This window comes from Diaphorobacter sp. HDW4B, from assembly GCF_011305535.1.
Classification (GTDB): domain Bacteria; phylum Pseudomonadota; class Gammaproteobacteria; order Burkholderiales; family Burkholderiaceae_C; genus Diaphorobacter_A.
Genome location: NZ_CP049905.1, coordinates 5,397,730 through 5,410,769, shown reverse-complemented (window position 1 = coordinate 5,410,769; position 13,040 = coordinate 5,397,730). Strand labels below are relative to the sequence as shown.

The 13,040-nt window shown below is 61.5% G+C and carries 10 protein-coding genes; 6 read left to right on the top strand and 4 right to left on the bottom strand.

Features of this window, described 5'->3' with window-relative positions; genetic code table 11:
• Nucleotides 1-149: 149 nt before the first annotated feature.
• Together G7048_RS24650 and G7048_RS24645 are read left to right on the top strand one after the other, a co-directional pair.
• Complete coding sequence (locus G7048_RS24650; RefSeq protein ID WP_166070658.1) at nucleotides 150-1,352, top strand: acetyl-CoA C-acyltransferase; 1,203 nt, start codon at nucleotides 150-152, stop codon at nucleotides 1,350-1,352.
• A gap of 39 nt (nucleotides 1,353-1,391) precedes the next feature.
• On the top strand, nucleotides 1,392-2,642 hold the full coding sequence (locus G7048_RS24645; RefSeq protein WP_166070657.1) for a helix-turn-helix transcriptional regulator: 1,251 nt from the start codon (nucleotides 1,392-1,394) through the stop codon (nucleotides 2,640-2,642).
• Nucleotides 2,643-2,745: 103 nt separating this feature from the next.
• Here G7048_RS24645 and panD read toward each other — a convergent pair whose 3' ends face one another.
• Nucleotides 2,746-3,108 (bottom strand): aspartate 1-decarboxylase, encoded by a 363-nt coding sequence (gene panD / locus G7048_RS24640; protein WP_166070656.1) that lies wholly within the window; start codon nucleotides 3,106-3,108, stop codon nucleotides 2,746-2,748.
• A 369-nt stretch (nucleotides 3,109-3,477) separates the two neighbouring features.
• Between panD and G7048_RS24635 the strand changes: the two genes are divergently transcribed.
• From G7048_RS24635 to G7048_RS24625, 3 genes are all read left to right on the top strand, one after another.
• On the top strand, nucleotides 3,478-5,157 hold the full coding sequence (locus tag G7048_RS24635) for a GMC family oxidoreductase (protein WP_166070655.1): 1,680 nt from the start codon (nucleotides 3,478-3,480) through the stop codon (nucleotides 5,155-5,157).
• An 86-nt stretch (nucleotides 5,158-5,243) separates the two neighbouring features.
• Nucleotides 5,244-6,503: an MFS transporter gene (locus G7048_RS24630; RefSeq protein ID WP_166070654.1), complete on the top strand. Its 1,260-nt coding sequence runs from the start codon at nucleotides 5,244-5,246 to the stop codon at nucleotides 6,501-6,503.
• A 22-nt stretch (nucleotides 6,504-6,525) separates the two neighbouring features.
• Nucleotides 6,526-7,221 carry an EthD domain-containing protein gene (locus G7048_RS24625; protein WP_166070653.1) on the top strand — a complete coding sequence of 232 codons (696 nt, stop codon included), beginning with the start codon at nucleotides 6,526-6,528 and terminating at the stop codon, nucleotides 7,219-7,221.
• A 120-nt stretch (nucleotides 7,222-7,341) separates the two neighbouring features.
• Here the strand turns inward: G7048_RS24625 and G7048_RS24620 are convergent, their stop codons facing one another.
• From G7048_RS24620 to G7048_RS24610, 3 genes are all read right to left on the bottom strand, one after another.
• Complete coding sequence (locus tag G7048_RS24620; RefSeq protein WP_166070652.1) at nucleotides 7,342-8,451, bottom strand: Rieske 2Fe-2S domain-containing protein; 1,110 nt, start codon at nucleotides 8,449-8,451, stop codon at nucleotides 7,342-7,344.
• 121 nt (nucleotides 8,452-8,572) lie between these two features.
• Complete coding sequence (locus G7048_RS24615) at nucleotides 8,573-9,433, bottom strand: SDR family NAD(P)-dependent oxidoreductase (protein WP_166070650.1); 861 nt, start codon at nucleotides 9,431-9,433, stop codon at nucleotides 8,573-8,575.
• Nucleotides 9,434-9,487: 54 nt separating this feature from the next.
• On the bottom strand, nucleotides 9,488-10,831 hold the full coding sequence (locus G7048_RS24610) for an MFS transporter (RefSeq protein ID WP_240933104.1): 1,344 nt from the start codon (nucleotides 10,829-10,831) through the stop codon (nucleotides 9,488-9,490).
• A gap of 140 nt (nucleotides 10,832-10,971) precedes the next feature.
• On the opposite strand from G7048_RS24610, the gene G7048_RS24605 reads away from it, so the two are divergent.
• On the top strand, nucleotides 10,972-12,399 hold the full coding sequence (locus G7048_RS24605; protein ID WP_166070649.1) for an aldehyde dehydrogenase family protein: 1,428 nt from the start codon (nucleotides 10,972-10,974) through the stop codon (nucleotides 12,397-12,399).
• The last annotated feature ends 641 nt before the right edge of the window (nucleotides 12,400-13,040 follow it).

The window sequence follows — 13,040 nt, the reverse complement described above, 5'->3', positions numbered from 1 at the left end:
AACAATTAACGTTTCGTTAAGAATTTTGGAAGGCAAGTGGTGAGCCGACGCAGAGCGGCAAAACCAAGGAAAGGTCGATGGGCAGCGGGCGCATGGTGTCGTCAGCCCATCTTGCAGATAACAAGACGAGAAGTCAGGAGACAGTAGATATGAAGGACGCAGTCATCGTTTCGACAGCGCGCACCCCGATCGGCAAGGCGTTTCGCGGGGCATTCAACGACACGGAAGCCCCGGTGCTGGGCGGCCATGTGATTCGCGCGGCGCTGGACAAAGTGAAGGTTCAGGGCGACGACGTTGGCGATGTGATCCTGGGCATTGCGGCCCAGCAGGGCACGCAGGGCTACAACCTGGGGCGTCTGTGCGGCTACACCGCCGGTCTGCCTGATTCCGTGGGCGGCATGGTGATCGACCGCATGTGCGCGTCGGGCCTGATGAGCATTGCAACTGCGGCCAAGAGCATCATGGTGGGCGAGTACGACGTGGCCGTGGCCGGTGGACTCGAGTCCATCTCGCTGGTGCAGAACAAGCACAAGAACGCGTACCGCGCGCAATCCAAGGCGGTGCTTGCAGCCGAGCCCACAGCCTATATCCAGATGATCGAAACGGCCGAGCTGGTGAGCCAGCGCTACGGCATCAGCCGCGAGGCGCAGGATGAATACGCGTTGCGCAGCCAGCAGCGCGTGGCGGCGGCTCAGGCCAAGGGATTGTTCGACGATGAAATCGTTCCGCTGAAATCGGTCAAGCAATTGTTCGACAAGGAAGGCAATGCCACGGGTTCGGAAGAAGTCACGCTGACCCGAGACGAAGGCAATCGCGCTGACACGACGCTGGAGAGTCTGGCCAAGCTGAGGCCCGTCTGGAAGAACGGCCAGTGGGTGCCGGAAGGCCAGTTCATCACGGCAGGCAATGCGTCGCAACTGTCGGATGGCGCGAGCGCCAGCGTGTTGATGAGCGCGGATGAGGCGCGCGAGCGTGGCCTGTCGCCGCTGGGCATCTTCCGCGGAGTGGCGGTTGCGGGCTGCCGCGCGGACGAGATGGGCATTGGCCCGGTCTACGCGATCCCCAAACTGCTCAAGCAACACGGCCTCGGTGTCAAAGACATCGACCTCTGGGAAATCAATGAGGCGTTCGCTTGCCAGGTGCTGTATTGTCGCGATCAGCTGGGCATTCCGGATGAGCGTCTGAACGTCAACGGAGGAGCGATCTCCATCGGTCACCCATTCGGCATGTCGGGCGCGCGTCTGGTGGGCCATGCGCTGCTGGAAGGCCGTCGCCGTGGCGCACGCTACGCGGTGGTGAGCATGTGCATCGGCGGTGGCATGGGTGCCGCCGGCCTGTTCGAGATTCAGTGATCGCCATGTTCAAACCAAAGCTAGCAAAGAGAGTTGACCATGATGGAAAGCGCCTTCGCCAGAATGAGTTTTGCGACGTACACAGCGCCAAGCATGGCCTGCGTACTCAAGGACGTTCCCGTTTTTGACAAAGTCGTTCCCGCCCGCCCCACACCAGTGCAATCCGAGTTTGTCACTGCCGAGCAGTTCAGCCGACTGACCAGTCTGCTCTATGAGGCAGCGACCGACCCCGATGGCTGGAAGCCGTTTCTCGATCAGTTGCGTGCCTTGCTGGGTGGCAACTACGCCTCGCTGATCGTGCGCCCCTGCAATGCGGACGATGTCGGTCTGATCGTGTCTGCCGCGGGAGAAAAGCGCGAGATATCGACCAACAATCCCAAGATCGCCATGAGCCCGTTTCGCGGGTTGGTGACCGATCGCGTGGTGACGGTGAGTGACGTCATGTCCGATTCGGAATGGCGCGCCTCGGCTTACTACAACGACTGGTGCAAGGATCACAACGTCTATCACGTGATGGCCGCCGACGTGGCCACCAAGGATGGCTGCATCTACGGTCTGCGCGTGATTCGCCCGGAGACCGAGAACAATTTCAACAAGCAGGAAAAAGACTTCTGCAGCATGGTGCTGCCGCACTTGAAGCGTGCGCTGAATCTGCATTTGGCCGTGCATCAGGACCGTCAGGTGATCTCCCTGTACAGCCGCGCGATGGCGCAGTTGATGGTGGGCGTGGTCATTCTCGACCAGAACGGCATGGTGATCGAGTCGAATCCGGCGGCGACCAGCATTCTCGACATGCAGGATGGCCTCAAGGTGACGGGCGGCATGCTCGAAGCCAACTACGCCAACGACAACCGCAAGCTGCAACGCCTGATCCGCGATGCGCTGATGCACACGCAGGTCTCGCGCCTGAGCATGACCGAAGGGATGTCGGTCAGCCGCCAATCCGGACAGCTCAACTGGGGCGTGGTGGTGCAGAGCATCTCGCCGGACGAGTGGACTGAAGGCAAACAGCGTCCGAGCGTGGCGGTCTTCGTGCGCGACACCGGCGGCAAGGCCGATCCACCGGTCAAGCTGGCGCAGCAACTGTTTCAGCTCACTCCGGCCGAGACGTCGCTTGCGATCCAACTGGCCAACGGTCTGTCTCTGGAAGAGGCAGCGGAAGCACTCAACATTCGCCGCAACACGGCGCGTGCGCATCTGCGATCGATCTTCTCCAAGACAGGCGTGCGCCGCCAGACCGAACTGGTGCGCATTTTCCTCAACAGCGTGGCCTGGCTGGGGAACAAGTAGGAGCGCAGATTTGATTTTGATATTCGAGTTCGTTGCTTCCTTTGTTCGTTTCTTTCAGGCCCGGGTAACACCGGGCCTTTTTTACTTGTTGTTCAAATCTTCTTCAGATCGGCTTGATCGACTGAATATGATTTTTTTCACCAAGCAGTACAACTTTGGGTTTCCAGGAATCGACGTCCGAATCACTCACGGGTGAATAAGTGCAGATGATCAGCAGATCGCCGACATGCGCTTTGCGCGCCGCCGCGCCATTGAGCGAAATGGCCCCTGAGCCGCGTGCCGCCTTGATGATGTAGGTGGAAAAGCGCTCGCCGTTGTTGACGTTGTAGAGCTCGATCTTCTCGAACTCGCGCATGTCGGCGGCATCCATCAGATCCTCGTCGATCCCACAGGAGCCTTCATAGTGCAGATCCGCTTCCGTCACTGTCGCGCGATGGAGCTTGGCGCGCAGCATAACTCTGGTCATTCAATTTTCCTGGTTGGTCAAAATAATCCGTGGATTCAAACTTTGCAGCAACGTGATATTGCGCTGAATATCCCTTTGGATATTCAAATCCATGTGTGCCGATTAATGGCGCGCGAAGTATCTGTGTTTTCCCTCCATCGCTCAACCCCTGAATAAGGCATATGCATATGCCCATTCGAATCGTTGCGGCGTGAAGGCGTTGGCCACTTGGCTTTCCTGCATGTGATGCCCGTTGTCGCCAAGGTCGGTGGGCACCGTCCATTTGGAGTATGTCGTCACGCCATGTCGCGGCAAAACTGAACGCACTCTCAGCGAATTCCAAACGGATTCCTTTCAGTACACCAACAAAGCAGACAACGGAGACAAGACATGGGCGGAACGTTCGACTACATCATCATCGGGGCGGGTTCAGCCGGTGGCACTCTGGCCGCGCGCTTGAGTGAAGACGCGCGCAACCAGGTGCTGCTGCTCGAAGGCGGTGGCACGCACAAGGATCTGCTGGTCGACATGCCATCCGGCTGGGGGCAGATGATCTACAACCCCCAATATTCGTGGGGCCACAAGACGGAGCCCGAACGCTGGGCGGGTGGCCGAGCCATCTCGTTGCCGCGTGGCAAGCGGCTGGGTGGTTCGTCGTCGATCAATGGAATGATCTATGTGCGAGGCGATCGCGCGGACTTCGACAGTTGGGCGGAGCTGGGAGCCAAGGGCTGGAGTTACTCGGAGCTGCTTCCATACTTTGTTCGTACCGAAAACCAGCTTAGCCATCAGCAGGCATTCAGCGACTCGGCATTGCACGGGCGAGGCGGTCCGCTGACCGCCAACGATGTGCCCGATCCGCAGCCCGTCACGCGCGCCATGGTGCAAGCGGCCATTCAGGCGGGACTGCCTGCTTGTGCCGATTTCAACAACGGCCATCCTGACGGTGCGGGTATCTTCCAGACCAATGTGAAAGAGGGCCGCCGCTCGTCCATCGCGCGTAACGCCATCGAGCCCGCGATGGCGCGCAAGAATCTCGACGTGCGCACGCAGATGCTGGTCACGCGCATCCTCATCGAGAACGGCCGCGCGGTCGGTGTCGTGTGGCGCGATGGGCGCGGCGGCATGCACGAGGCGCGAGCCAACAAGGAAGTGCTGTTGTGCGCGGGCGCATTGCAATCGCCGCAGTTGCTGATGCTCTCGGGTATCGGCCCCGCCGAGCATCTGCGCGAGATGGGCATCGACGTGCTGGTCGATCTGCCGGGTGTGGGCACGAATCTGCAGGACCACGCGATCGTGCCCATGTCCTGGCGCATGAAGGCCGGTACTCCCAGCTTCAACAAGTCGCTGCGTGGCATGGGGATTGCGGCGTCGGTCGCCAAATACCTGGTCACCAGAACCGGCGCCATGGCCATGGCCGGTGCGGAATTTGCGGCGTGGTTCACCAGCGATCCCAGCTTGCCATACAACGACATTCAGATCCACGGTCTGCCGGTGACGGGCGACATCGAAGCCTTCATGCGCGATGGAAAAACCTACCGCACGGAGGCCTTTCCCGGCATGACGATGGCGCCGTATCAGGTGCGTCCTTATTCACGTGGCGAACTCAAGCTGCGCAGCCGCCAGCCGGAGGAGCTCGCCAGCGTGCGCGTGAACTATCTGCACGATGAACGCGACCGCAAGGCCTTGCTCCACGGCATTCGCATGGCGATGACGATTGCGCGCCAACCGGCGTTGGCGGGCCTGATCGAAGAACAGACACGCCCGCGTGCGGATGTGCGAACAGATGACGAACTGCTCGATTGGCTGGGCATGTATCTGGGCTCCGGACACCATGCTTGCGGCACCTGCCGCATGGGCGATGCGAGCGATCCGCAGGCCGTCGTCACGCCCGATCTCAAGGTGCGCGGAGTGCACGGGCTGCGCGTGATCGATGCGTCCGTGATGCCGCATCTGGTGTCGGGAAACACCAATGCGCCGACCGTCGTCATCGGCGACAAGGGTGCGGATCTGGTGCTGGGAAGGGCCGCGTTGGCGGCCACACGCGACGAGCAGATGGCGGCAGCCTGAATGCCCGATTCAAACAAGAACATAGATAGAACGACAACTCGCCCGCGATGACACAGACAAACGCTCCAGACCCTTCCCGACGCTGCATGCTGATGCTGCTTACCGCGCTTTCAGCCGTCACCTTCATGGATCGGCAAATCCTTGCCGTGCTGCTGCAGCCCATCAAGCAGGAATTCGGCTTTTCGGATCTGCAGATCGGGCTGATCACCGGCCTTGGCTTTGCGATCACCTTTGGCCTGCTCGGCATTCCCATGGGGCGTCTGGCGGATCGTGCCGAGCGCCGCAGTCTGGTGGCCTGGTGCCGCGGCATTGGTGGCGGCATTGCGGCGCTGGGCGCATTGGCCGCAGGATCGAGCGGCTTGACGGCATCGCGCGCGGGTGCTGCCTTGGGCGATGCGGGTGGCGGCGCGGCTTCGATGTCGATGCTGGCCGATCTGTATGCGCCGCACGAGCGTTCACGGGTCATGAGCATCTTCGGCATGGGCGGCAGCGCCGGTGCCATGCTGGCCTTGCTGGCTGGGCCGGTGCTGGCCGAGCTGTGGGGTTGGCGGGTGACGATGGCGCTTGTCGGTTTGTCCAGCGTGGTGTTGGCGTGCGTGCTGCGCTGGACGGTGAGCGAGCCGCAACGCACGATGATCGGGCGGGGCGCGAAAGCGGCAGCGACTTCACCGCTTGTGCCAACCCAACGCACGCCCGCGGTCGTGCTGATCTGGCGCGAGCCCGTGACGCGCTGGCTCATCATCGGCGCGGCCTGTGCGCTGTTTGCCAATCTGTCATTCGGCGCTTGGAACACCGCCTTGCTTGCACGGCGGTTTGAACTGAGCCTGCGTGATGCGGGCTGGATTTCTGCAGGCGCTGCCTTGTTCTCGGTGGGCGGAGCGCTGTTTTCCGGCTGGCTTACCGACCGGATGGCGCAGCGCGATCTGCGTTGGCAGATTGGCGTGCCGGTGCTTGCCTTGTCCATATCGTCAGTGCTGGGGTTCGGTTATCTGCTCACGGGAACGGAGCATTTCAATCTGAGCATTGCGCTGCTGCTTGGCTACGCGCTGTTCTCGCCGTGGTGGGCGTCGGCTACCTACGCCGCCTTGAGTCTGGTCGTTCCGTCATCGCGCCGCGCCACGGCCAGCGCCATGGTGCTCATGTCGGGTGCGTTGCTGGGCAATGGTCTTGGGCCCATCGTTGCGGGCTGGCTCAGCGATTTCTACAACAGCTACCGACCGGGCGATGGCTTGCGATTGGCGATTCTCACCATGAGCTGCTTCATGCTCCCCAGCATCTTTGCGTTCTCGCGTGCGATGGGGCATTACCCCAATGCGTATCGCCTTGCGCATGCGCCAGCGGCTTGAGCCAAAAAAAGGGAAATAAGCCATGACAACAACCGTCTGGAAAATGATCTACCTCGCGCGCCGCAACCCGGCGTTTGCGCCACAAGAGTTTCCTGAAGTCTGGCGATCCCACTCGGCGCTGGGCAAGCAATGCGTGAACGTGGGAAAGCGCGTCAAGGCCGTCGCCCAATGCTCTCGCGTGCTGGACGACGCGCTTCCTGCAACGCTCAGCCGCGATTTCGATGGCGTGAACCTGATGGTGCTTGCAGACCGGGAATCGGGCAATACGATCTGGAATGACTCCGAAACCTTGGCTGTCATGCGCCCCGACGAGCCCCGTGTGTTCGCGGACTATGTGCGCAATTTTTCGATGCTCTGCCAGCAGCATGTACTGCGAGGTGATTTGAACGACGCCGTGTTTGCTCCGCGCGATGCGGTGATATTGGTGGGATTTCTGCAGCGCGAATCCGCTTTCGTCAAAGCCCGCAGCGCACCGTCAATTCTGCCGGAGTCATGGCGTATGGGCGCGTTGGACAAGGCTTACCGGATGGTCTGCAACACGCTTGATGAAGCGGCTCCGCAAGGCTATGGGTTCGGCTACATCGTCGAGTGGTGGTTTGAATCCCTTGCCGAAGCTTCGCATGCGGCCAGCGATTTGAGCAGTCCTTCGGACGACCTTTCCTGTGCTTGGGGAGACAGCGTCTTCCTGCTGACGAAGGTGACGCACAGCAGGCCCTGAGCAGTCGCGGTGTCGACGCTCACATTCGGATCGACATTCAACGCACCAGCAAAAAAGCCCGCAGGACTTTCCATCCTGCGGGCTTCAAACCTTGGTTCAACTCGATCCGGAACTACCGGATCACGCAGCCGCTTCCTCGGGCTCCGGCGTGTAGGCGATCATGCCCTTGGGGATGTACTTGCCTTCGCACTGGTCCAGATAGTCCTGCGCCTTGGCGCGCGGGTTGTAGAACTGCTTGTACCAGATGCGGGCCTTGAGGAAGGGGCCGTCGCTTGGGATGAACAGCGGGTTCAGGCAAGGTGCCTTCTGCGCCCAGACCTCGAAGTCCTGCGCGAATGCGAGCAGGCTGGCTTCCTGGAACTGGTGGGCCGCGACTTCGTCGGCGATGCCTGGTTTGCCGCCGTGTGCCGTGCGCACCAGCAGGTTGTGCCAGACCTTGACTTTGCCGTCTTCGATGGGCGTGTGCATGATCATCATGAACGAGTTGAACATGCCGCTGACGCGCGAGACCAGGATGCCGGGGCCGTGGTACCAAGTGTCGGTGTGCAGCATATCGCTTGCGCCGCCTTCGCCCACCAATGTGCGGTGGCCACCGCACTGGCGCTGGATGGCGTTGTGGCCCTTGAATTCGTTCTCGAAGCGCTCGACGGTGGAGCCGTGGATGGGGCTCAGGTGGCCGTAGTCGGCGATGTTGTCCACCACTTCCTGCGGGTGCTGGTTCAGCTCGCCCAGATAGTCCCACTTGCCGTTGACGACGTTTTCATCGTCCCAGTCTTCGAACGTGGGCAGCGGGAAGTCGGGCTCGCCACCTTCAGGATCGAACCAGACCCAGATCGCGCCGTAGCGCTCTTCGACCTTCCAGCTCTTCACGGCTGCGGCTGCGGGGATCGCTCCGTCGTGATAAGGAATGTCGTCGCACTTGCCGTCCGAGCCGAATCGCCAGCCGTGATATGGGCAACGGATGCCGTCGCCTTCCACGTTGCTGCCGCCGCCGTCGAGCACCACGTAGCTGGTGGTGTTGCGCGCTGCGAGGTGGGTCTTCATGTGCGGGCAGTAGGCGTCCAGAAGAATGACCTTGCCGGATTCGCGACCGCGATACAGCGCGAAGTCCTGGCCGAAGAAGCGCACGGCCACGGGCTTGTGGGTGTTGAGCGCTTCGGCGTCCGAGATCATGAACCAGCCGCGTGGGTAGGTGAATTCACCGAGGCGATAGTCTTTCGTGGTTGCCATGGATGGCGGTCTCCGTATGTGGTTGTGGGGTTGGGACGACTGATCTTCAGCGACACAATCTGGCTTCGCATACTCTGTTTGGACGAGAGCCGCAGAGCGCGTTTGATTTATCGCAAATGGCTTATGCCGACACGGTCGCGTTCGTTGGCACGCCGGTTTCGACGCGTTCCTTGAGTAGCGGTTGCAGATCGATCATGGTGGGCGATTTGGCAAGCTGCGGCGCGTCGGCGGACGTGGCCAGCCAGTACAGCGCCGTCGCAATCTGCTCGGGCGTGGCTGCACCATAGCGCTGCGCGAGCAGGCCGTCGTCGCCGAGCGTGGCCTTGACCGCTTCGGTGGTCACGACGCCCGGATTCACGCTGAATGCGCAGATGCCGCGCTTCTTGTATTCGGTGTTGATGCAGCCCGCCAGCCGCGCAATCGCGGCCTTGGATGCGCCGTAGGCAAAGCCCCAACCGCCTTGATCGGCAGGCACGGGCGGGTTGAACTGCCCTGCGGCGGAGCACACATTGATGATGCGCCCAGCACCCTGATTCACCATGCCGGGCAACAGGCGCTGCGCGAGATGGAAAGGCGCGTAGACATTGCCCTGCATGGTGCGTGCGAGCGCATTCACGCCCAGATCGGGCAGCAGCGCGTTGACTTCACGGTCCTGATAAACGGCATTGTTGATGAGCAGATCGACACGGCCAAATTGCACGAGCACCGCGTCGGTGGCGCGGTCCAGCGAAGCGAGATCCATCAGGTCCATGGCGTGTGCGAACACCTCGCCACCGGCTTCGCGGATCTGCGCGGCGGTGGATTCCAGACTGCCGGAGAGCAGCGAGCCATCGGGCTTGCGCAACTGGTGTGCGTGCTGCGCGCCTTCGGTCAGCGTGCGTGCGGTGATCGCCACGCGCCAGCCCTGGCTTGCAAAGTGGATGGCGGTGGCGGCACCAATGCCTCGGCTCGCGCCGGTGATGAAAAGTACGGGAGCGCTCATGCGGATAAGTCTTGTCTCTTGTTTTGAATGGATGCGAAATAGCGAGGAAAATGCTCAGGCTATGGCCAGCTTCATCTCGCTCAGGCGGCGACGATAAGGGCCGAGCGCCAGTATGAAGAACAGCACGGTGAATACCATCAGCGATACCACGGCAGTCAATGCCCAGCGCAGGCCGTTGCCTCCCTGCGTGGCGGTGAAATAGTCGCTCAGTGTGCCAGTCACCATCGGGCCCAGACCCACGCCCAGCAAGGTGACGAACAGGTTCAGCAAGGCCGCGCCCACGCCGCGCTCGGTGGGGCTGACCATTTGGCTCACCGCGCTGTAAGACAGCGTAGGCCACCAGCTGCAGAAGAACGCAAAGAGCAGCACGAACAGCATGGCGTGCGGAATCTGCATGCTGCCCAGCGTCCAGAAAGCATCGGTCGGCCATTGGAACACCGCAATGCCGGCGGGCAGTGAAATCAACGCGCCGAGCGCGGGCAGACCCAGTTGCCAGCGGGAGTCGCGCTGGCACAGCTTGTCGCTGAGCCAGCCGCAGAACAGTGCACCAGCCATCGCGCCGACACCGCTGGCCAGACCAAACGCGAGCCCCGCGTGCGAGATGCTCATGCCGTGGGCACGCATGAAGAATGCAGGTGCCCACACGCCGTAGCCGTAACCCGAGATCGCCGCAATGCCGCAGGCAATCGCCACATTGCGCAATGACTTCATCGACAGCAGACGCAGCGATTGGCGAACGATGGATTCCTGCGGCTCGGCGGTCGCAGCTTGTACGGGAGCTTTGGCCGATGGAGCATCAAATCCGCCGCGCACCGGTTCTTTCACAAACCAATAGACAATCAGGCTGAGCAGCACACTAGGAATGCCGAAAGCGAGAAACGCGGCACGCCAACCATACATCTGCGCGATCAGCCCGCCGATGGACAGGCCCAGCAGCACGCCCAGATTCGGCCCCATCATGAAGAAGCTGATGGCCAGCGACCGGCGCTTGGGCGGGTACATGTCGGCAATCATCGAGATCGACGGCGCCATGCCGCCAGCCTCGCCCACAGCCACGCTCATGCGGGCGACGAACAGTTGCCAGTAATGCGTCGCCATGCCACAACCCATGGTGGCCAGGCTCCACACGCCGCAGCAGATGGCGACGATGGTGCGGCGGTTGTGCTTGTCTGCCAAACGGCCTACGGGAATACCCAAGGCTGCATACAACAGCCCGAACGCCAGTCCGGTCAACATGCCGATCTGCGTATCGCTTGCACCAAACTCGTGCTTGATCGGCTCGATCAGGATCGAGACGACCTGTCGATCGATATACGAGAAGATATAGACCGTGGCCAGCAAAGCCAGGCTCAGATGGGTGCGCCAGTTGACGACCGGGGGGTGTTGGGGTGTAGGCATGAGTGGCATCGTGCGTGCTCGCATCATGCCCGCCATCGTCCCTTTGGACGACGCTAGGGAAATCCTTAGAACCCAATATTCAGCCCATCCACTGTGACCACTGGCCCGGATAATCACCCACATACCAAGGAGACAAGACAGTGACCCAGCCCCATTCGTTTGACTACATCGCCCAACTGCAGCAGGCGCAGAAACAGGCCTTCATCGTGCAAGGTGCGGTCAGCGCAGACCTGCGCCAACAACGCCTGCAGCAGGTGATCGACCTGCTCGTGGAATGCCAGGACGAACTGTGCGCGGCCATGGGCGAAGACTTCGGCGGTCGCCCGGTGGAGTTCTCGCTCGCCAACGACGTGCTGGGCTCGCTTGCCTCGCTCAAGCATGCACGCGACCATTTCCGTGAATGGCTGGCCGACTCGCCGCGCGAATCCGTCAAGCCCTTCGACATGTTCGGCGCAACCGCCTGGGTGAAGTACCAACCCAAGGGCGTGGTCGGCATCATCGGCACCTGGAACGCGCCACTGTTCACCTTGCTGTCGCCGTTGGCCTGCGTTTTTGCAGCAGGCAACAGCGCCGTGCTCAAGCCCTCCGAAATCGCTCCGCGCACCGCCAGCGTGCTGGCCGCCGCCATCGCCAAGCGCTTTGATCCCGCAGTGCTGACCGTGGTGCAAGGCGATGCAGGCGTATCCGCCGCGTTTGCCGAGCAAGCTTGGGACCATCTGGTGTTCACGGGCTCGATCCCCGTCGGCAAGTCCATCATGGCCGCCGCAGCCAAGAATCTGGTTCCGGTGACGCTCGAACTCGGCGGCAAGTCCCCTGTGCTCATCGGCGAATCGGCCGACATCGCCAACGCCGCAGAACGCATTGCCGTGGGCAAGGCGCTGAACTCCGGCCAACTCTGCGTGGCGCCCGACACGCTCTGGGTGCACGAATCCCAACTCGAAGCCCTGATCGCCAAGATCGGCGAAGTCTACGCGGGCATGTACCCCAGCACGACCGGCAATCGCGACATGACGCCCATCGTCAATGACCGTCACTACGCGCGTATCGCTGGCTACGTACAAGACGCCAAAGACTGCGGCGCGCGTGTCGTGCAAGTGGGCGAAGTCGAAGCCGGTCAGGACCGTCGCCTTCCATTCACGCTGGTCGTCAATCCACCTGCAGACGCGCAAATTTCCCAACAGGAAATCTTCGGCCCCGCCGTGGTCGTGCGTACCTTCCAGCACATCAAAGACGCCGTAGGGCAGATCAATGCGGGCGACCGTCCTCTTGCGCTGTACTACTTCGGCACGGATGAAGCCGAGCGCAACTGGGTGCTGGACAACACGCTGTCAGGCGGCGTGTCGATCAACGACGTGACCATGCACCCCGCTCTGCACGAAGCGCCGTTTGGCGGCGTCGGTGCGTCGGGCATGGGGCACTACCACGGGCGCGAGGGCTTCTTGCAGTTCAGCCATGCACGATCGGTCTACAACGCAGGCGGACATGATCCGCGCCGCGAGTGGGGGATGTTGCCGCCTTATGGGGAGCATTTCTTGCCTATGTTGAAGGGCAACGTTACCTCGGTTTGAGGGCGGCTGGCCGGGTCTCGCCCCGGTGGGCGACCTACTTTTCTTGCTTCGCCAAGAAAAGTAGGCAAAAGAAGGCGAGCCCGCTGTCCACGACCCTTCGCTTGCGTTACGGGCGACCTGATTCTGGAAATTCGTCCGGCTGCACGGCAGAACTCGCTTCGTTCCTTCGTCACTGCGCTCAGACAACTGCCGTGAGTCAGATGTTGAAGTTTTGATCGGCACTTGCCGCTCAAAACAGCCGGACGAATCTCCAGAATCAGGCGTGGCCAGAAGGGCGGGGGACGGGATCGGGAGCGGGGAGTGAGACGGCACTCTACTTCGCTCGTGCTTGGTTCCACCCCCACCCCAACCCTCTTCCGCCAGCGGGCGAGGGGGCAATACCAGCCGCGCGATCAACGGATGAGTGCGGCGAATCGAGCACAGAAATACAAGCAAAAGATGGGCGCAAAACTCGCGAGATGCAGCACGAGCGAAGCAATGTGCCGTGACACACCTCTTATGAAAACACTGACTCGCGGCGGTTGCCCGAACGGAGCGCCTTGGCGCGAAGTGAGTTCTGCCGCGTGCCCCCGAATTCAAAGCGATTTTTGGTGACTTTTTGGCGCAAGCAAAAAGTTACTGCCCAGCCGGGGGCAGTCCCG

Bases quoted from the DNA above. Each gene is read 5' to 3' on its own strand.
- panD (WP_166070656.1), bottom strand. From the start codon at position 3,108: ATGACCAGAGTTATGCTGCGCGCCAAGCTCCATCGCGCGACAGTGACG.
- G7048_RS24615 (WP_166070650.1), bottom strand. From the start codon at position 9,433: ATGAGCGCTCCCGTACTTTTCATCACCGGCGCGAGCCGAGGCATTGGT.
- G7048_RS24645 (WP_166070657.1), top strand. From the start codon at position 1,392: ATGATGGAAAGCGCCTTCGCCAGAATGAGTTTTGCGACGTACACAGCG.
- G7048_RS24610 (WP_240933104.1), bottom strand. From the start codon at position 10,831: ATGCCTACACCCCAACACCCCCCGGTCGTCAACTGGCGCACCCATCTG.
- G7048_RS24625 (WP_166070653.1), top strand. From the start codon at position 6,526: ATGACAACAACCGTCTGGAAAATGATCTACCTCGCGCGCCGCAACCCG.
- G7048_RS24650 (WP_166070658.1), top strand. From the start codon at position 150: ATGAAGGACGCAGTCATCGTTTCGACAGCGCGCACCCCGATCGGCAAG.
- G7048_RS24620 (WP_166070652.1), bottom strand. From the start codon at position 8,451: ATGGCAACCACGAAAGACTATCGCCTCGGTGAATTCACCTACCCACGC.
- G7048_RS24635 (WP_166070655.1), top strand. From the start codon at position 3,478: ATGGGCGGAACGTTCGACTACATCATCATCGGGGCGGGTTCAGCCGGT.
- G7048_RS24630 (WP_166070654.1), top strand. From the start codon at position 5,244: ATGCTGATGCTGCTTACCGCGCTTTCAGCCGTCACCTTCATGGATCGG.